The sequence below is a fragment of the Lysinibacillus sp. ACHW1.5 genome, assembly GCF_022014815.1.
GTDB lineage: Bacteria > Bacillota > Bacilli > Bacillales_A > Planococcaceae > Lysinibacillus > Lysinibacillus capsici.
The window spans coordinates 2,835,270-2,854,362 of sequence record NZ_CP091777.1 but is presented as its reverse complement, the minus strand read 5'-3'; the positions used below and the strand labels follow the sequence as shown (position 1 = coordinate 2,854,362).

Annotated in this window: 21 protein-coding genes; 20 read left to right on the top strand and 1 reads right to left on the bottom strand. The window is 31.6% G+C overall.

The window, feature by feature from the left end; all coding sequences use genetic code 11:
* Positions 1–19: 19 nt before the first annotated feature.
* From L6W14_RS14250 to L6W14_RS14175, 13 genes are all read left to right on the top strand, one after another.
* Positions 20–469 carry an SMI1/KNR4 family protein gene (locus tag L6W14_RS14250; protein WP_036074795.1) on the top strand — a complete coding sequence of 150 codons (450 nt, stop codon included), beginning with the start codon at positions 20–22 and terminating at the stop codon, positions 467–469.
* A gap of 231 nt (positions 470–700) precedes the next feature.
* The gene (locus tag L6W14_RS23065) at positions 701–1,552 is read left to right on the top strand and encodes an RHS repeat domain-containing protein (protein WP_305799916.1); all 852 of its coding nucleotides are present in this window, start codon (positions 701–703) and stop codon (positions 1,550–1,552) included.
* Between the two features lie 19 nt (positions 1,553–1,571).
* Entirely contained in the window at positions 1,572–2,156 is a 585-nt protein-coding gene (locus L6W14_RS14235; protein WP_227744912.1) for a hypothetical protein, read from the top strand.
* Between the two features lie 318 nt (positions 2,157–2,474).
* Positions 2,475–3,053: an AHH domain-containing protein gene (locus L6W14_RS23150; RefSeq protein ID WP_305799915.1), complete on the top strand. Its 579-nt coding sequence runs from the start codon at positions 2,475–2,477 to the stop codon at positions 3,051–3,053.
* A gap of 2 nt (positions 3,054–3,055) precedes the next feature.
* A complete protein-coding gene (locus L6W14_RS14220; RefSeq protein ID WP_131520642.1) occupies positions 3,056–3,601 on the top strand; it encodes an imm11 family protein in 546 nt (181 codons plus the stop codon).
* A gap of 629 nt (positions 3,602–4,230) precedes the next feature.
* The gene (locus L6W14_RS14215; RefSeq protein WP_131520643.1) at positions 4,231–4,485 is read left to right on the top strand and encodes a DUF7660 family protein; all 255 of its coding nucleotides are present in this window, start codon (positions 4,231–4,233) and stop codon (positions 4,483–4,485) included.
* 116 nt (positions 4,486–4,601) lie between these two features.
* Positions 4,602–5,312: an RHS repeat-associated core domain-containing protein gene (locus L6W14_RS23145; protein WP_131520644.1), complete on the top strand. Its 711-nt coding sequence runs from the start codon at positions 4,602–4,604 to the stop codon at positions 5,310–5,312.
* 22 nt (positions 5,313–5,334) lie between these two features.
* Positions 5,335–5,871, top strand: a complete 537-nt coding sequence (locus tag L6W14_RS14200; RefSeq protein WP_237898242.1) for a hypothetical protein — start codon at positions 5,335–5,337, stop codon at positions 5,869–5,871.
* A 1,419-nt stretch (positions 5,872–7,290) separates the two neighbouring features.
* On the top strand, positions 7,291–8,634 hold the full coding sequence (locus L6W14_RS14195; protein ID WP_131520646.1) for an RHS repeat-associated core domain-containing protein: 1,344 nt from the start codon (positions 7,291–7,293) through the stop codon (positions 8,632–8,634).
* Entirely contained in the window at positions 8,631–9,482 is an 852-nt protein-coding gene (locus tag L6W14_RS14190) for a hypothetical protein (protein ID WP_131520647.1), read from the top strand. The genes L6W14_RS14195 and L6W14_RS14190 overlap by 4 nt, the downstream gene beginning before the upstream one ends.
* A 551-nt stretch (positions 9,483–10,033) precedes the next feature.
* Entirely contained in the window at positions 10,034–10,264 is a 231-nt protein-coding gene (locus L6W14_RS14185) for an RHS repeat-associated core domain-containing protein (protein ID WP_256451375.1), read from the top strand.
* Between the two features lie 167 nt (positions 10,265–10,431).
* On the top strand, positions 10,432–10,590 hold the full coding sequence (locus tag L6W14_RS14180; RefSeq protein ID WP_237898240.1) for a hypothetical protein: 159 nt from the start codon (positions 10,432–10,434) through the stop codon (positions 10,588–10,590).
* Complete coding sequence (locus L6W14_RS14175; protein WP_131520648.1) at positions 10,591–11,124, top strand: SMI1/KNR4 family protein; 534 nt, start codon at positions 10,591–10,593, stop codon at positions 11,122–11,124.
* A gap of 542 nt (positions 11,125–11,666) precedes the next feature.
* On the opposite strand, the gene L6W14_RS14170 is transcribed toward L6W14_RS14175, so the two are convergent.
* On the bottom strand, positions 11,667–11,840 hold the full coding sequence (locus tag L6W14_RS14170) for a hypothetical protein (RefSeq protein WP_237898239.1): 174 nt from the start codon (positions 11,838–11,840) through the stop codon (positions 11,667–11,669).
* 282 nt (positions 11,841–12,122) lie between these two features.
* Here L6W14_RS14170 and L6W14_RS14165 point away from each other — a divergent pair, with 282 nt between their 5' ends.
* From L6W14_RS14165 to L6W14_RS14135, 7 genes are all read left to right on the top strand, one after another.
* Positions 12,123–12,464 (top strand): hypothetical protein, encoded by a 342-nt coding sequence (locus tag L6W14_RS14165; protein ID WP_237898238.1) that lies wholly within the window; start codon positions 12,123–12,125, stop codon positions 12,462–12,464.
* Positions 12,465–13,227: 763 nt separating this feature from the next.
* The gene (locus tag L6W14_RS14160; protein ID WP_131522427.1) at positions 13,228–13,440 is read left to right on the top strand and encodes a hypothetical protein; all 213 of its coding nucleotides are present in this window, start codon (positions 13,228–13,230) and stop codon (positions 13,438–13,440) included.
* A gap of 515 nt (positions 13,441–13,955) precedes the next feature.
* Positions 13,956–14,726 carry a macro domain-containing protein gene (locus L6W14_RS14155; RefSeq protein WP_131522428.1) on the top strand — a complete coding sequence of 257 codons (771 nt, stop codon included), beginning with the start codon at positions 13,956–13,958 and terminating at the stop codon, positions 14,724–14,726.
* 30 nt (positions 14,727–14,756) lie between these two features.
* On the top strand, positions 14,757–15,704 hold the full coding sequence (locus L6W14_RS14150; protein WP_237898237.1) for an ADP-ribosylglycohydrolase family protein: 948 nt from the start codon (positions 14,757–14,759) through the stop codon (positions 15,702–15,704).
* Between the two features lie 29 nt (positions 15,705–15,733).
* Positions 15,734–16,120 carry an SMI1/KNR4 family protein gene (locus L6W14_RS14145; protein WP_237898236.1) on the top strand — a complete coding sequence of 129 codons (387 nt, stop codon included), beginning with the start codon at positions 15,734–15,736 and terminating at the stop codon, positions 16,118–16,120.
* Positions 16,121–16,394: 274 nt separating this feature from the next.
* Positions 16,395–16,553: a competence pheromone ComX gene (gene comX, locus L6W14_RS14140; RefSeq protein WP_131522431.1), complete on the top strand. Its 159-nt coding sequence runs from the start codon at positions 16,395–16,397 to the stop codon at positions 16,551–16,553.
* Positions 16,526–18,880 carry a sensor histidine kinase gene (locus L6W14_RS14135; protein ID WP_237898235.1) on the top strand — a complete coding sequence of 785 codons (2,355 nt, stop codon included), beginning with the start codon at positions 16,526–16,528 and terminating at the stop codon, positions 18,878–18,880. Before comX ends, L6W14_RS14135 begins: the two co-directional genes overlap by 28 nt.
* Positions 18,881–19,093 lie beyond the last annotated feature (213 nt).

Genomic DNA, 19,093 nt, shown 5'->3' with positions numbered 1-19,093 from the left:
TTTTGGAGGTAAATAAAATATGAAAGATATGAATGAATTACGAAATAAATATAAAGCTTTATATGATATTGATGGAGTTTCTAAAGAGGATTTAGATAAAATTGAAAATGAACTTCAAATAAAGCTACCTAGTGATTTCCGTGAAATATCTGGCTTTTACAGTGGAGGTATTGTTGGTGGGATAGATATCCATTCTTTTCTATTTTCTGAGCCAACTAATTTTATAAGCGAAACTATAAGAATCCGAGAAGCAGTTGGTTTGCCGAACAGATTTATTGTAATTGCTGAAGAAGCTGAAAGTATTATTGTTATGGATACTGAAAAAAAACCATCAATTATGTGGCTTGATTCTGTAGAAGTAACTAAATTAGAAATGCAGGATTTTATTTCTAAACCAGATGTATGGGAGGACTTTTCTGACTTTTTTAATTACTTACTAGATGAGGAAGAGGAAGAACGGAAATATTAAAAAGTTTAATAAATAAGAGTAATATTAAATTAAGAAAAATACTATTACTGATTTAAACGAGACATATGTAAAGTAAATGAATTAGATTTTACTTTACATATGTTTTTGTGTTATTTGAAAACTTATATCTGGCTTTTTGGTAAAATAACAAAATAATACTTGTAACATACAAAAAGTAAAAAACAATTTTTTTATAATTGTATTAATAAAGGATAAGGCAACTCATTTTGTATGCATGGCAATACGATTCTACATAAGTATTCCACGCAGAATGCTGCAGATACTTTAGATAATCTAAATACTTCACAAACCGATACTGCTATTGCAGATAATCTTGTTACATGGGTGTTCAATGATAGCTTCGTCCCTTCTGCAAAGATTACGAGTGAAGGTCATTACAGTATTATTAGTGATTATCTTGGAACACCTGTTGAGGCATATGACGAAGAGGGTAATAGGGTTTGGTCTGCTCAGCTTGATATTTATGGACGAGTGAAAGAGTTCACTGGTGAGAAAGACTTTATTCCATTCCGTTATCAAGGGCAGTATGAAGATGTAGAAACAGGATTGTATTATAACCGATTCCGATACTACGACCCAGAACAAGGGAATTATACTCAAATTGACCCGATTGGACTTGCGGGTGGGAATCCTACCTTATATGGATATGTCCGGGATACAAATAACAATATTGATAAATTTGGTTTATATTCAGATTTATTGGATACTGGTATGGGACATCATTTGATGCCGAGATCAATAGCAAAGGCTTTAGACATTTCAGAGTTAAGTCAAATTCATTCAATTTCTTGGTATCCAGATGAAGGAGCGGGAACGGCAGAACTTCACAAAAAATTGCATAGAAAGCTTATAGAAGATGGAATACCTTATCATGGTTCAAAATTTACTGGTACAACAGATGAATTTTTTGAAAAAGCTGCTAAAGCTTACAAAGACATTGACGTTAAAGGTTTTTTAAAAATCCCATACACAAAAGAAAAGTTATTCAAAGATTTAACTCCTGCAGAAGCTTTAGAGAAATTAAAAGAATTACATTCTAATGGAAAAATCCCTTGTAAATAGAAAAAAAGGAGATGTTATAATGGATAGAATTTTAGATACTGGGAGTTACGGAATTTGTTTATTTTCAATAGACGTCCTGCAAGACTTTTTAAAGAAAGAAAAAGTTAGGACAAAAAAAATTTTAAAAAATTTTCAGGATAATCATAATCGTTATTTAGCTTCACTTAAAAATGGTATTTGGATACCTTTTTTGCCTATAAATTCCATAGAGTATATAATCAAACTTGAAAATTGTAATCAGTCATTTGACGATGAATGGGAAGAAAAATTCGTTTATCATGACTTTAATATTGAAGTTAAAGATTCATTGTGGATTGCAGATATTGGTTCATTTTATGAATTTGATAAAAATGAATTTTTAGGAAATGATGAAGTATCTTATGAAACTTTAGATGGTAAAACACTATATTCCGGATTTAGATACAGTGTTTCTTCTGGTAAATATTCGGTATCTATAAAAGGATTTGCGCGTAAGAAGAAATTAGATTATCCAAATTCAAACTTTGGTTTTTTGTTTTCTCTAAAAAAAGTAAACGAATTTGAAGGTTTTAATGATCCACGGGAAGATGAAAGATATAACTTTAATGTGGCAAAGATAGATTAAAATAGTATAGGAGAGATACCTAAGTATCAATTCTGAGGGGCAATAAATCACACTAAAGGGATTTTTGCCCCTTTTCAAATTACAGTGATTTCAAGAAATATGGAATAAGATTCTCGATGAGTGTTTCACGCAGAATGATACAGTTGAACGAGAAAACTTAGTTGAGTCACAAAACAAGCATGAATTACAGAACAATCTAGTTACATGAGTATTTAATGAAAGGTTTGTCCCTTCTACAAAGATTACGAGTGAAGGGTAGAAGCTTTTGACGAAGAGGGTAATAGGGTTTGGTATGCTCAGCTTGATATTTATGGACGAGTGAAAGAGTGTTATCAAGGGCAGTATGAAGATGTGGAAATAGGATTGTATTATAACCGATTCCGATACTACGACCCAGAGCAAGGGAATTATACTCAGATTGATCCGATAGGTCTTGCAGGAGGAAATCCTACGCTTTATGGGCATGTCAGTGATACGAATATTTGGATTGATATATTTGGGCTTTCTTATACAAAAGAGCTTAAGAAAAATATGAATAAAGCTAACAAAGAACTGGCCAAAACAGAAGGATATATCAAAAGGGCTTGGCATAAGGAGAAAGGGTCGGCTGCCCATCATATTGTTGCTGGCGATGATTTAAGGGCTCAGCCTGCGAGGGATATATTAGCTCATTATAAAATCGATGTAAATTCAGCTGATAATGGTATTTATTTGAAACACATATACCCTAATAGTAAACAACCAGGAGCGTATCATAGGGTGATTCATACAAATAAATATTATGAGGATGTAAACAAACAAATAATCAATGCAAGTAAAGTTGGAGGGAAATCAGCTGTAGAAAAAGAATTAGAGTTAATTAGGAATGAATTATTATTTGACAAGAAGGTGTATTAATTTTGGATATATATGAAATTAAAAGTGACTATGATGTTTTTAAATTTTTTGTATTTAAACAAGGAAGTTCATCTAACTATTTAAACTTTGAAGGTCAAAAATTAGGAGACAATTGGATACCTTTAGAGTTTGAAATTTTCAAAGAAAAAGGAAAGAAAAAGGATAAACGATTTGAAGATTTTGATGCTTCATGCTATTTTGATGGTATTTTAATCGTGAATAATAATCTGAAAGAGATTTTGGAAGCTAATTATAGTGAAAAAGTTGAAATTTTGCCAGTTAATACGGATAGAGGTCCATATTATTATATAAATGTAACGAATAAAATTAAATCTATTAAAAATGTGGATAAAATGTCTTCAGACGAAATAATGGAAATGGTAAGAAATAATAGGTACGTTTTTGATCTTCAAACTGTAAAAAACGAGTCCATATTTAGAGATAGCAAAATGTCATCAAGCTATTTTGTTACAGATTTCTTTATTAATCTAATGAATAATAATCAAATCAAAGGATTACGTTATGAAAAAGTTGGTCATACAGAATAGTAAAAAACGTATAACGAAAATATACAAAACAGGATATTACAAATTATTATTTTTGTTCCGAAAAAAATTAAACTAATTACTATTGAAGATGTGTTATCGCTTCCAGAGATTTGGTTTTAGCTTCTTCCAAATTCGAAAAAATGAAATTTAAATATAAAGGGATGTTTTCATTAGATAGCTTTTATTTACTATTTAAAATGATGCGTTTTTAATTTTTTGTAGTAAAAAAATTAAATTTTGTCAACTGTGCCCCATAATTTAGCAGTTTAGTAAAAAAAGAATGCTGTATTAATTAGATGACTTCTGCATGTTGCCGAAGTCATCTCTTTTAATATTTCGAAAACTCTTTTCTATGCTAGGAGCTTCCTTGTAACTCTTAGGCTATGGATAAGAAAATATCTTCTCAGTTAAGGTAAATACAACTGTTTTACTATGTTAATGTTTGAAAGGATACTGATGAATACTAGCAGGTATTGATGAAATTCCAGTAAACTGGGCAAGTGAAGAATCAATGGTTTAAAATATCAACAAAAAATGGTGGGACATCAATTGTTTTAAAGAGGTGGATCTAGACAGGTGATTTGTAGGAAAAATAGAGTCAATAGTTGAAATAGAGAGGTGTGAATAATATGGATTGGTACAACAAAATTGAAAACGTATCAAACAAGCAACAATTCTTAGAATTTGTAAATTTATTATCAACGGATTATCAAAAAAATATAGATGAATGGGAGAATAAATCTATAGATTTATTTCTTCAAGCCATTGAGGGATGGATGGAAGATATGGAAGGATTTTATGAAAATTCTGGTTTAGATACACCCAAAAATATAGACTTGAAACTATTGTATATTATGCTATATGTAGGTAAGGTATATGAATAAAAGGCCCACGCTAAAAAAGAATTAGTTATGTGAGATTTGTATGGAGAGACTTTAAATTGATGAGTGTGGTGTAAATAATAAATCAATTTAAGGAATTTATTAGATCGATTGATTAGTTGAAGAAGCTTATTAGTGATTATCTAGGTACACCTTCTGAAGCCTACGAAAATGATGGTAATAAGGTTTGGTCCAATGAGTTAGATATTTATGGCCAGTCAAAAGCGTTTAACAGTGACAAGGATTTTATACCATTCCGATATCAAGGGCAATACGAGGATGAAGAAACTGGCCTTTACTACAACAGATTTAGAAATTATTCACCAATTGAGGGTATGTATACGCAAAAGGATCCAATTGGGCTTAATGGAGGTTTGGTCTTATATGGCTATGTACAAGATACAAATAACTCAATAGATATTTTTGGTCTTTCTTGTACTAAAGAGTTAAAGAAAAATATGAACAAAGCTAATCGAGAGTTAAGAAAGAATGAAGGGTACATGAAACGTGCTTGGCATAAGTATAAAGGTTCAGCAGCTCATCATATTGTAGCGGGGGATCATTCAAACCAAGCAGCTCAGAGGGCAAGAGATGTACTAAAAAGAGTAGATATTGATATCAATAGTGCTCATAATGGAATTTATTTAAAACATATGGATCCAAATAGTAAACAACCAGGGGCTTATCATAGAATAATTCATACCAAAGAATATTTTGAAAATGTTGCTCAAAGATTAGAATCTGCTGAGATGTTAGGAGGAAGAGCGTTAGTAAAAGCTGAATTAGAATTAATACGAAATGATTTACTATTTAATAAAAAAATATGGTAATAAAACAAGGCGAGGGATTAATATGGATATATTTAAAATAGGAAATGATTTTGACTATTTTGATTTGACTTTTCTTGATGAAAAAGACGTGAGACTTTTTTCAACTTTTAAAGGACAAAAAATTACTTTAGAATGGAAAGAAGATATTTTTGCAATATCAAAGGATAATTTACAAAAAAATGAGCTTTTAGATTTTGATGCACGTTGTTTTGGTTCTACTTTAATTGTGAAAAAGAAATTTGAAAATCAATTTAAAAAATTACTGCCAAATGAAATTGAAATGTTTCCTGTAAGGATAAAAAATATTTCGGAGGATTTCATATATATAAATGTACTTAAAGTAATTCCTGCTATTGATTTTGATGGTTTAGATACCCAACAATCTCTTAGTATGCTAAGAAATAAAGAAATTAAGTTCAAATTAAACGAAATATCCGATCAAATTCTCTTTAGAGATGTTAAAATTAATTTTTATTATTGTACTCAAAAGTTTATTGACTTTATTGAAAATAATCAAATTAAAGGTTTATCTTTTGATAAAGTTGGGGTAGCAACATGAGTACAAAGGAATAAATATTACAGTTAAATAATGACAATACCTATTTCTCATTAAGACTTCTTGAATAGAAATATATTTTTCCGTTGTAAGATGCTTCAATAGCTCTAATCACTTAGACGAATGATTCGCCTGCCGAAAGCAAAAAATTCACGACATAAATTAAAGATGTTCTGTTGGTAATGGGATGAAATGTACGAAGGCCGGAATTTTTTGTATTAAAATATATCTTCAAGTAGAAGTAGAATTTTTAGTCATACATCGTAATAATAGATGATTATTGGGAAAATATTGAAACATAGGTAAGAAGGAATTTTTAATACTTCTTTACCTATGTTTTTTGTGTTAATGATACTTACAGGAAGCAAACACAAAGATAGAAGCAAGAAGTGAATAAAATAAAAAGTAGATGGAAACCAGGAATAAATGATGACGCAACTATTAAAAGAGTACAAAAAGAAAAATAAAAGCAGGGGATCTTCCAAGAGGTAAAGAAACTTGTAATAAACTTGGATAGATAAATCAATTAATGAGGAGAGGTTTTATATGGAAAAGAAAATTAAAGATTTATTGATAAATTAGCTCGATTAATAGAACTAGCTGATATTAAAAAAAATAAATATTTATTCCAGACCCATCATATGAAATAATGGATGAAATTGAAGCGTTAGATAATGCATTTGATTATTTAGAACCTATATTTCTATTAGATGAAAGACGCCCTTTGGTGTCTTGGAGCACTTGGGAGTTTTTTAGAAAAGTTTTATCATGATGGCTATGAAGACTTGTGTGTTAAGTCCTGAATTAATAAGAGACTTTCGATTAAGACAAGGATTTTTTGAAGCTTACCCACCCTATGATGAAGAGAATAAACTATTCTTTTTAATGGATGGGAGTCTGTGCCTTTTTCAATAGAATTAACAGATAGTGAATAAAGTCCTATTTATGAAAACCAAAAGAAGATTGCCAGCTCTCTTGAAGAATTTTTATCCAAGATCATGGAAGATCCTGAGTACTTCCAACAGGATTAGTAAAAAGATAAAAAGGGCATTAAATAAAGACAAAAGAAGATTAGAAATTGTTTGAAACGAGAGAGGCAATATTCTTTATGATTTGAAGGTACTCTCCTTCAGAAGGTTAGAAGATTGAGCATTTGACCAAAAAGTATCTTGAATATATTTCGAACCTAATTAAAAGAGAGTAGCATAAATCCATAGAATTTGGATTATTGCTACTCTTTTATTATAGTGCAAGGACTCTCATCAGTTTCCAGTAAATATAGTCAACACTGAAGCTTTAAAAAAGCAAAAACCGCTAGAATTTTAATTTTAAAGAATTTATTGTTAATTATTGAAGAAAGATATTGAAATGACTTGATGTCACCTCACATAACACATCTGAAATAGAATTACTATTTGGGATGTGAATCACCAATTACGCAGCATGGTCAATGAGCTAACTGGTGTAAAAGTAACGTACGGATACGACGAATTCAGTAACCTCGTCTGGGCCAATCAAGACAGTAAATTTGATTTCTTATACCGTAGCGTCGATGATGTCGGTAATCTATATGAAACAAAAGACAAAAAAGATCGCGTTTACGGCCCTGGTAGTAGATTACTTGAAACGAAAGATGCCCAATTCTCTTATGATGAAGAAGGAAATCTCATAGAGAAAGTCGAAAACAATGGTGATACGTGGAAGTACGAGTATTATGGCAATGGCATGATGTCGAAGGTCATTCGTCCTGATCTCACAGAAGTTATTTTCAAGTATGATGCTCTAGGTAGACGGATAGAGAAGCGTTCTGAGGATAAGGCAACTCATTTTGTATGGGATGGCAATACGATTCTGCATGAGTACTCCACACAGAATGTTGCAGATACTTTAGACAATCTGAATTCTTCACAGACTGATACCGATATAGCAGATGATCTTGTTACATGGGTGTTCAATGACGGCTTCGTCCCTTCTGCAAAGATTACGAGTGAAGGTCATTATAGTATTATTAGTGATTATCTCGGAACGTCTGTTGAAGCCTATGATGATGAGGGTAATAGAGTTTGGTCTGCAGAGCTTGATGTTTACGGTAGAGTGAAAGAATTTACAGGTGAGAAAGACTTTATTCCATTTAGATATCAAGGTCAGTATGATGATGTAGAAATTGGATTGTATTATAACCGATTCCGATACTACGACTCAGAGCAAGGGAATTATACTCAAATAGATCCGATTGGACTTGCGGGTGGGAATCCTACTTTGTATGGTTATGTCGGGAACCCAAATAATTCATTGGATATATTTGGTCTAGCCCCTAAATCTCCAATGCTTCCTGGTGTAGATTTATCAGAATTGAACTTAATTATGTATAAACCAACAAAAGTAACACCAATAAATGGATCGTATTATCAAGGTATAGAACGTGCTTGGGAATTAGAAAAAGAATTGGTTGAAAAAACAGGGAGTGGATCTCATCTTTGGGATGAAGCTGAAATAGAAGAACTAAAAAGCCGGGGAAAAGTGAGTGGTTATACAGGACATCATATTACTAATCATAAGAACGGGGCTTTAGGGAATGCTTGGAAGGGAGATCCAAGAAATATTAGATTTTTACCTAATGCTAAACATGTTGGAGGATATAATGAACATTTATATGGTGAGAGAGGTCATAGAGGAAGTTATACTAATGCAACTACTGGTAGACTAATTGATCGCCAAGCAATGATAGATAGATATAACAGTGAAAGGAGCTGTAAAAAACGATGAAGTATCTAGCTCGTTCAATTTCTAAGCAAGAAAATGCCAATAAGATAAAATGTTTAGGAACATCTACAGAAACTAAACGGGAGTTAGGAAAAGTTTTCAAACTTCCAATTTTAAGCCAAGCGCTTTTGAAATGGTACAGTGATTTACCAAAATCCAAAGATATAATGTTTTATTGGACTAACGATTTCTATATATTTGGTATAGAAAATCTAACAGTTGCGTTAGAAGGTTACAGGTTTATAAGAGATGATAAAGGTTGGATAGATATTTCAAAGACAATGAAATGGCGTGAAAATTGGATTATTATTTCCAGTTGGAGTGGAAATCCAGTGATTGCCGATATAAGTAAAGCAGAAACTCCAATTTATTACGATTATGTTGGAGAAGATTTTTCACCAAAACTACTAGTGGATTCACTAGAAAAATTCGACTATTTTCTATCTGTTTGGCTTGATAAACACGATGATAGATACTATAAAAGAGGTGAATATCAATCTGATTTTTATGATTTAATGGAGAAAGAGTGGAAAGTTAAGTTAAGTGAGGAGGAAATTAGGGTTTTATGCGGATTTCTTCCTATTGTAAAATCAAAAGATAATTTTGCTCCAATTGAGCAACGGATTATAGAAAAAGCAAAAAAGAATTATGTGTATCTGGATAATCCAGGTGAAAATAAATCAAAAGTGATACTAGCATTAAAAAAAGAAACAGGATTATCACTTGATGAGATACGAAACGGTTTAAATAATAAAGGATTTCTAATAGCTGCGGGATATGGAGAAAATATTTTAGTTTTAGCTGAATACTTTATTTCTTTAGGTGCAAAAGTGAGGATTGAGCAGAAATAAATCATTATAGTGTATTCATTAGAAACTAAAATATAGAGGAATTTAATTTATGAAAAAGAGGCTTATAAAGCCCGAAATAGATAGGTTGGAAAATTCAGAAAAATTTCAAGTTAATCATAATCGTTTTTTTGTTTTAAAGTAGTATTTACCTTTTTATCTTAAACATGAAAATTGTAAACAGTTATCTGAAGTTGAATGGGAAGATAAGGACTATTGAAGATATTGGTGCAATTAATGAATTAGAAGGCTTAATAATCTATGGGAAGATGGAAGGTATAACTTTAATATAGGGGGTAAAGTGGTAATTTTTAAAAATATAATAAGAGAAAGATTATAATATTGGCAATATCATAGTTAGATAAATAATAGTAGAAATATAAAAAAGAAGGCGCTTAAGCCTTCTTTTTTCATATCATCGCGTAAGCGAACAGTTTTCATTCCGTTGCATTTAAGAAATGTTTTGAGAAAACAGTCTGTTAATAGAGACTGAGAATAAACATACATGCAATCTTCAAGCTTGAGCGAGATCCATCTGGTTCTGAAGAGACTTTATTCCATTTAGATATCAGGGGCAGTATGAGGATGTAGAAATCGGATTGTATTATAACCGATTCCGATACTACGACCCAGAGCAAGGGAATTATACTCAAATTGACCCGATTGGACTTGCGGGTGGGAATCCTACATTATACGGTTATGTTAGTGATCTAAATGCAATGATAGATCCCTTTGGATTAATAGTAAGGCAACCAATCATTTTCCTTTCTACTGGTGAGGAGTAATACATCCTAAAACTATAAGTCCGAATAATCCACATGGTATATTTACTATAGATGCAACTGGTTCATATTTTGATGATAGAGCCGCACTTGCAAAAGAAGCTGGAATTAATGATCCAGGCAAAAATTATCGATCTCATCATATAGATTACGATCCTAAGACGAATACAATGAGAATGCAATTTGTACACGAAGAATACCATAAATACCCACATGTAGGCGGTGCTGATGATTTTAAAAAGGATACAGGTTTTAAATATGGTTCGCCAGAAGCAGTTGCGGAAGCAACTAAAAGAAGAAATAAATTAAAAGGAGGGTGTGTAACCTAAATGAACAACAATTTTAAAAGTAATTCTAATGAATTTTTTAATAATGATATTTTATTTGAGAATTCTTGGAAGAGTATATCGCTTTCCCAAATAAATGAAATTGTACCTGATGAGTTTCCAGGTAAAAAAGATTTTATAAAGTTTTACCTTACTACTAATGGTGGAGTGTTTTCTAAAGGGGCATATATTTATCCGCATAATTTTTATGAAGCTTCAAATAAGGATTATTATTCTATAGAAATTGGTAGTTTTTTTCATATCCCCTTAATCGAAGATGAGGAAGATTCTGATTATACAACATCTATTGAAAGAGCAAAAGATAGAAGGATAGATTATTCTGAGGAATTTGAAGACTTTGTTCTATTTCATATTCCTTTTGCTGATAATCATGCTGATAATGATTTTTGGATTGATATTCAAACAGGAGAAATTAAATACATGGATTATGAAGTAAGTTACGACCCTGAGAATGCTATTATTGTTGCTCCTTCATTTCTTGATTTTTGCAAGCATATTCAGGCAAAACTTAAGTAAGATAATATAGTTTTCAGAAACATGTGTATGAGGAAATAAGACTACGAGGGCATCTAGAGCATTATATAATTATCTGGATTTTTAAGTTGTACAAACGATATTGTTGTTGTATGGATGATGTACACTTTATCCTAATGTTTTGTTTCTTAAAGATTTCAAGATTCTTTCTGAAGTTGTGAGCTTTACTATAATTGAACTAGTAGTAAATATTTATGATGAATATTTCCAAACATAGGTAAGAAGACGCTATTAGCACTTCTTTACCTATGTTTTTGTGTATTAGAGAAGAATTAATGTATCGTGTATTTGGTGTTAATCTATCTTTGGACGTTCAAAGTTATTAAAATTTTCATAACGGAACTTCTCCTTAGTGGATTGTTTGCGCTATTTACCTCGAATATATATAAATGTTTCAAATGTTTTAACATCAATTAATTTTGATGGTTTAGATATGCAAGAATCTCTTGCAATGCTGCGAGGTGAAAACATCAGATTTAATTTAGAAAAAATAGAAGATAAAACTATTTTTAGAGATATTAGAATTAACAATTTGTATCAACGCCATTATTGAAGCTATCTCCCCATTTATACGAAATAAAGTTCGTACTAGTAAAACGCCAACCAGTTAAAGAGTATGCTGAAGCTGTGTTTTGAAATATAGAAAATAATAAAACAAAAGACAGAAGCATAACAGCAAGTTTCGATTTTGATTTCAAGTTAAAACCCCTAGGTATTTTTTAAACAACCCCATTTTATACCAATAATTAAAATATATAAATAATTTTTATAAATTAGTTAATTTTAGTAAAAAGGTAGTTCGAAAGTCTTGGTCAGCCTTGATATCAAAACTTAAAGAGTTGTGGAACGGATTCTTGTTCAACTAACGAAGAAATTTAGTTGAATATGTAACTTTTGGTGGATAATTGGTGTCTATATAAAAGAGGTGGGTAAATAAAATAAAAAAATTATTCTATGGTTTGATCGCATTAGCTTTATTCATGATTACAGGATGCAATATTCAAGGGGGAACTACAACAGTATCAATTGACAGTATAGATGCCGAAGAAGCTTTAACATTAGATTCTGATGCTGATATTTTTCAGTATGATGGAGTTATCTACAAAGCTAATATTGATTGGGTTGAAAAATTGTCTTTAACAAAAGATGTTCAAATCGGTGAAATAAAAACAAAAAATGATGCTAATACAGATTTTAGAGATGAGATGTCGAATAAACTTCCTGTTGGTACAAAGATTTTTTCCACCAAAGAACGAGGAGATATTTTAATTGTTGAATCTGAAGGAGAAATCAAAAAATATCTTGCAATTGTTGAAGGGTAAACAAAATTCCTTGTTCAACAAACGTGGTGCTTTAATTGAATAGATGAATGATGTATCCATCTCATACGAGGTGGTCTTTTTTATTTATACATTGCCGAAAATTAACAGTATTGTATTGTTTTTTGGGAAATGCTTTTTTGTTTGTTTTACCAAATAAGACTCATGGAAATCAAATTATAGGTCGTTTACGTTCGTTTAAGATGGTTATTTTATTCAAGGTTATTATACTCATACTTTGATTTTAAATGGCTTAAGACGTATGGAGGCTTAGAATATTTTGTTTATCATAAGAAGTAAAGATTAAATTCTGATGCTATTTATGCAGAATTTTATACATGCTGCAATTGGTGATCCAATCGAAAAACATTGTTAAATCAACGATGTATAACCTATGGATATTTATCGCGAAAACTCCAAATCTATAAAATTACAACAGTCATTGTAGCGAGGATGTTCGGGGCATTTCCCATTTTGTATACAGCTTGGGCTTTTTTTACGAATAAGACTAAATATGTATGAACGTGAATAAAACCTTTTTAAAACCTTTTTTTAGGAGGTTGTTAAATCAAATCGAAATTCCCCTTTATAGAGTGTTGCAACAAAATATTGCATAACTTTAGGAGGAACTATCTTATGGCTACAAATTATACTTATTCAAGCGAACTTTGGATGATGGGTCGCCCCTTCGTTCACATGATTAAAACACCTTTATCTAACATTTGCACAGAAACAATCTGTAAACCCTTAACGAGTACATCGTATTATGGTATCAATGGCGGTTTTTTACAACACTCAATCTTACGATCAAACACCTACATCTTCTAGCTCTATCTGTGTTGACGTTAATGAAATTGGAAATTCAATTACTGTGAATGGTAAAACATTCGCAAAAAACCATAACTATAACTTAAACGCTTCAGGTAATCAAACTGCTAAAAAAACAATGGTGATTTACAAAGATGCAAATGGCTCATAAAAAGCTACCTACCGTAACAGCTTCACTTTATACAATCTCAAATGAGTTCCCGAAATTTGAATAAATTATCGGTGGAACATCTTATACATTAGCAGATTGGGGCGAAAAGGCGTATTACGCTCCACTTCCTCGTACAGTATTAGCTTGGAAGGGTGCAAATGCTTATTTCTTATACCGTAGCGTCGATGATGTAGGCAATCTATATGAAACAAAAGACAAAAAAGATCGTGTTTATGGTGCTGGTGGTAGATTACTAGAAACACTCTTACAAATGACTGCCCACTTGAAAATCCAGCATATAGTTATGCAAAGAAAGATGCTGAGGTTTTCATATTAGGTGAAATACCTAGAAATGCTATACTATTCATAAAAAGGGAAAGTGTCTTTAAATTATGAAAATTGATTATGGAAGTGGTTTTGATTGTTAAATATATGCGAATTAAAGTTTTAGTCGAAACAGGACTTTTATTATTGGTTGAAAAATGTATTTGGATATTCCAAAATGGAGGTAAACAGTGGTAGAGAGTCACGCAAGGACTAGTAATAGTCTATTATACTATAAATGTGATAATATTGAATTTTTAAAAGGTTATGGACAATTATATACAGAATTTGATGATGGCGTTGCAACTAGGCAGATCAACATAATAAATAATGATATATATAGTTCTTCATCATTGCACGATTGGAACGAAGATGTTGGATCTTTATTGTATGACGGACATATCGAGAGTTTAGATTTAAGCGATAGTGTACCTATTACTCAATTAGAATTTGAGAATAAATGGCAGGAGGGAATTGTAGCTAACAATTCTCACATAAACTACTTAAAGGGTGATGCTTCTCTTCCTTTCGAAGAACATACACTCATCATTCATGTTGTTAATATTTTAGGAAAATGGGGAAAAGGCTTTGTTTTATCTTTATCAAAGCAATTCCCTTTTGCCAAAAATGAATATATAAAATGGTCGAAGGATAAAGAAACTTTTGGGTTAGGAGAGGTTCAGTTTGTATGTGTAGACCAGCAGAAAGCTACTTTTGTTGCCAATATGCTTGCACAACACGGTGTGAAGAAAAATGATAAAGATCGTACAACCTATATTGATTATGATGCGCTTCGTTTATGTTTAAGAAAAGTTGCGAGATTTGCATTAAAAAATCGATTATCGATACAGATGCCTAAAATTGGTTCAGGTTTAGCAGGAGGGGGTTGGAGAGAGATTGAAAAAATAATAAATGAGGAATTGATTTATTATAAAATTAAATGTACTGTTTTTGAATTGTGATAAATTAAATAAAAGTTAGGGGTGGCATCAATGGTAGATACAAAATTGAGGGAGCGAGTGTTTGACACTTTATACGGCGGGATTATTGGTGATCTAATGGGCGTACCTGTTGAGTTTAAACAAAGAGGAACTTTCCATGTGCAAGATGTGATGGGGTATGGTACTTATAATCAGCCACCTGGCACTTGGTCTGACGATACTTCGCTAACACTCTGCCTGGTCGAGAACATTATTGAAAATGGGGATACCAAAACATTAATGAACAAATTTGTACAATACATGGAGCAGGGCTATCTTACACCATTTGGCGAAATGTTTGATATTGGAATAACTACAGCAGAAGCCGTTTCCAACTATAAAAAAGGTGTTCCGCCAGCACAATGTGGTAAAACGGGCGAGTTTGATAATGGCAATGGTACACTAATGAGGATAGCTCCTTTAGTATTCGTGGTCATGCATGAGTTAGATTTTGCTAAAAGAAAAGATTTAGTACATCAATATACAGAGATTACTCATGGTCATCCGCGTTCCATAGTAGGATCCATTATTTACATTGAGCTATTATTAAGCTTATACCAAAATAATTCACTAGAAGTGGCCTTAAAAGAGGTTTTTGAACTACTTCAAAATAATTTACAACATGAAATGAAAGCAGAGTTAAATGCTTATGCAAGGATTTTTCATGAAAACTTTTTAAATACGCCTGAAGACGAGATTCAATCAAGCGGCTATATTGTTCATTCATTAGAGGCGGCCATTTGGTGCGTAGGTAATTCTACAACATTTAAAGACGCCATTCTTAAGGCAGTTAATTTAGGAGAAGATACGGACACAGTTGCAGCGATTACAGGATCGATAGCGGGTATGTATAAACAGTTGGACAATATTCCAGAAGAATGGTTAGGTAAAATTGTCAGTAAACAAAAGGTTGATGCCTTAATCCTGGCGTTTTATGAATTTTGTGCAGCGCAGACGTAAAAAAGTTTATTGGAAAGGACGGTGACGACATGTTACCTATACATAATAGCTATACAGCTAATCCACCAGCAACAGATCACCAAATTGTACACATAGAAAATAAGTTGAATTGCCAACTTCCGAGTGCCTATACACTTGTATTAAAGGAAAGTAACGGTTTATCGTTTACGAATGGTGTGTTCATTTATGGCACGGAGGAAATTGTAGAAAGAAACGAGACTTGGGAAGTGGCGGAATATGCAAAAGGCTATATTGCTATTGGGGATGATAGTGGAGGAATGATCTTTTTAATGGACATAAAGGCAGAGGATTATCGTGTTTTAGCAGTAGATAGTGGTGATATGAACCCGGAGCATGCAACATTGATTACTTCTGATTTAAGCAAGTGGCTACAAGAAGGATGTCAGTATGAGTAAGAGATATAAATGAAAAGCTTCTTCCTACTAGAAGGAAGAGGCTTTTCTTTTGATTTTTATGTCTACTCTTGGAGAAAAATAATTGAAAATAAAGCAAAATTATTACGTATTCTATTATTTTTTGAATTTTTTAGAAAATAATGTTGAATTATTGGAAAGAGGTAGTATAATGAAAATATAGTTACATAAATGGTTAATAATTCCTTATTAAGAGGAATTATTGGCAAAAAATAGTGACTATAAACTTAAAAAATGAAGAAATGAGGCGATTTTAATGATTAACATGATTCAGTATTTAGAGCAAAATCCGACGTTGGTGACATTGTTAAAAGAAAAAAAAGCTTCTCTCATTGGTGTAACAGCATTAGAGCAAAAGGCAATATTGGATTCGTTTGATGAAGATGTATGTTTAGAAAATCGCGTTTGGTACTAAAATATTTAAAAAATAAATGGTTTGGGCTTGCTATAGGATTCTATTTAATTTCAGGTATTTATTTACTTTATATTACTTATAGCACGCCCTTTTTAAATATAGAATTAGAAAAAATAAATGATAATTGGACAATAACGGATTCTTACTATAAAAATTGGGCGTCTAAGCATAAAATTGTTCCTGGAGATATTGTTTTATACGTTGATAATGTTAAAATAAGTAATTTATCTTATATATCCTTTGATTCTGCCATAAGAGCAGCGAAAGAAATTACAATTCAAAAGTCGGATGGTAGGATAGTCTCTATACAGATAAAAAATCTAGATATTCCTCAACAATTTTACTATTTATTGATAATACCAGCTTGTTATTATTTTCTAACATTATTCATTACAATATACTTATATTCTAAAAGAATTAACCAAAAACTTACTAATTTACTTATATTATTTATTCTAAGTGTTTCTTTAGCCTATGTAAGTATTGGTGCTTCAGGACGTTTAGATAATATAGGTATGATTATTAATCGTAGTAGTTTACTTCTGTGTTTAGTCATTTTATTGCTCTTTTTAAAAGAATATTTTTTGTTTTTAGATATAAAGTGGTTATTCTTAAAAAATATAAGAAATTTCTTTGTTTTACCTTTTTTGGCTGTTGCAATGAGTGTTTTTAGTATTTTTTATCCATCAATTAATCCGATATTATCTGAATTGATACTATGGCTATTTTTTCTATTAATACTATTGAATCTTGGAATTTTAATTGTAGGTTTTTTTAAGTATAAATCTTCCCATCTAAAGCTTTTATTAATGAGTATAATTATCCCATTTCTGCCTTTTTTATTTTTATATGCTTTACCTCAAATTTTTTTCAATGAACAACTACTTTCTGCTGATATTTGTTCATTATTTCTTTTACTAATTCCATTCAGCTTCATTTTTACACAACTCACTGAACGTATTTTTGATATGGAGTATTTCATTTCTCGATTGCGTTATTATTTTAATTTCTCATTTGGCTTTACGATATGGCTGTTAATCGGTTTATATTTATTTGCAGATTTATCAGTTTCGCGTATGACAGAGATTTTCTTTTTTGCCTTTCTATCGTTAATGGCGTTGTTCTACATTAAAGAGCGGATTGATTATCGTAAGCGGAAAATTTTATTTTCTACAAAAGGCGACTACATCCACCGTTTGTATACGACCGTTGAGAGTATTGGTAGAGTGGTGAAGATTGAGGACTTATTGGAGAAATTTGTACAAGAGGTTGTGGTGCAGCTTGAAATGGAAAGTGTGTATGTGCTCACATATGATTTTCAAACACATCAAGTTACCTTAACCAATAAATCCAAAGAATACACGCAGCATCAAATAGATGAGGTACTAGTCGAAAGATTAGGCTTGGGAGATATAAAAAAGACAGATCATTTCTATATCGCCTTTATTCATCAGGATGTGAACTTTAAACGAATCCTTGTTGTGGATCATAATAAAACGATTTATCTCAAGGACGAGGAACTGCTATGGCTAGAATTATTGCTACTCTATTTAAATAATTTTATCGAAAACACAAAAATGGTTGAGGAGCTTTTAAATCAGTTAAAGCATATGAAAGAAGCTGATAATCGACAGCTACCATGGCTCAATAAATTGCTTTGGCTAAGGTTTGAGGAAGAAAAATATCAGTTAGCACAGGAACTTCATGATACGATTTTACAAGAGCAACTGCACATTGCAAGGGAAATGGATGTCCTCATGCATACAAAAGAAAAAGAGGAGATCCCATCTAAACTTATAAAGCTTCATGAACATATGATTATCTCTCTGAATGATTTGAGGGGCTACTGCGAAAACTTAAAGCCACCTCTATTAGATACATTGGGCTTAAATGCAGCCCTTGAAAAATTAATACAAAAAATTCATAAACGGGCTAATTTTGTTTTGATCTATACAATTGACCGCCTCTATTTAGAGGATGAGCGCTTAAATTTAATGATTTATCGGCTGTTCCAAGAACTATTAAACAATGCGTTAAAACATTCCTATGCTAATACAGTTGAAATACATTTACTGGGCACCGAAGAGGGATTCCAAATTTTGTATAGCGATGATGGTGTTGGTTGTAATATAGATGATATTCTACTTGCCGATTCTATGGGCATACAAGGCATGCAGGAGCGCGTTCAAGCTTTTAATGGGAAATTCGCATTAAATAGCAAAGTAGGAGAAGGGATGACGATTCGTATCCAAGTAAGTGAAACCCAGCATACGAATCCCTATACCTATAAGACCCTGACCCGACCAACTTATATGATACGAGGATAACCAGATGAAGCGGAAGCAAAAGTGCATATATTTTTTTAATACCTTTTAATCTCTTCGTAGAGGCTACGAATGTGGGTTAGAAGGCTTTTGTTTGAAAAGTATTTTATTTATAATCAAAAATAATAAAACGTTATCAAAAAAATATTATTTGTTAAATAGTAAATCAGGAAAAAATACACTTTTTAGAGTATTTACCTAATATTCAAGGAAATT

Coding starts and splice junctions, on each gene's coding strand:
- L6W14_RS14160 (WP_131522427.1), top strand. CDS start 13,228: ATGGTATCAATGGCGGTTTTTTACAACACTCAATCTTACGATCAAACA.
- L6W14_RS14175 (WP_131520648.1), top strand. CDS start 10,591: ATGAACAACAATTTTAAAAGTAATTCTAATGAATTTTTTAATAATGAT.
- L6W14_RS14215 (WP_131520643.1), top strand. CDS start 4,231: ATGGATTGGTACAACAAAATTGAAAACGTATCAAACAAGCAACAATTC.
- L6W14_RS14200 (WP_237898242.1), top strand. CDS start 5,335: ATGGATATATTTAAAATAGGAAATGATTTTGACTATTTTGATTTGACT.
- L6W14_RS14145 (WP_237898236.1), top strand. CDS start 15,734: ATGTTACCTATACATAATAGCTATACAGCTAATCCACCAGCAACAGAT.
- L6W14_RS14235 (WP_227744912.1), top strand. CDS start 1,572: ATGGATAGAATTTTAGATACTGGGAGTTACGGAATTTGTTTATTTTCA.
- comX (WP_131522431.1), top strand. CDS start 16,395: ATGATTAACATGATTCAGTATTTAGAGCAAAATCCGACGTTGGTGACA.
- L6W14_RS14135 (WP_237898235.1), top strand. CDS start 16,526: ATGTTTAGAAAATCGCGTTTGGTACTAAAATATTTAAAAAATAAATGG.
- L6W14_RS14165 (WP_237898238.1), top strand. CDS start 12,123: ATGATTACAGGATGCAATATTCAAGGGGGAACTACAACAGTATCAATT.
- L6W14_RS14180 (WP_237898240.1), top strand. CDS start 10,432: ATGAGAATGCAATTTGTACACGAAGAATACCATAAATACCCACATGTA.
- L6W14_RS14150 (WP_237898237.1), top strand. CDS start 14,757: ATGGTAGATACAAAATTGAGGGAGCGAGTGTTTGACACTTTATACGGC.
- L6W14_RS23065 (WP_305799916.1), top strand. CDS start 701: ATGCATGGCAATACGATTCTACATAAGTATTCCACGCAGAATGCTGCA.
- L6W14_RS14250 (WP_036074795.1), top strand. CDS start 20: ATGAAAGATATGAATGAATTACGAAATAAATATAAAGCTTTATATGAT.
- L6W14_RS14190 (WP_131520647.1), top strand. CDS start 8,631: ATGAAGTATCTAGCTCGTTCAATTTCTAAGCAAGAAAATGCCAATAAG.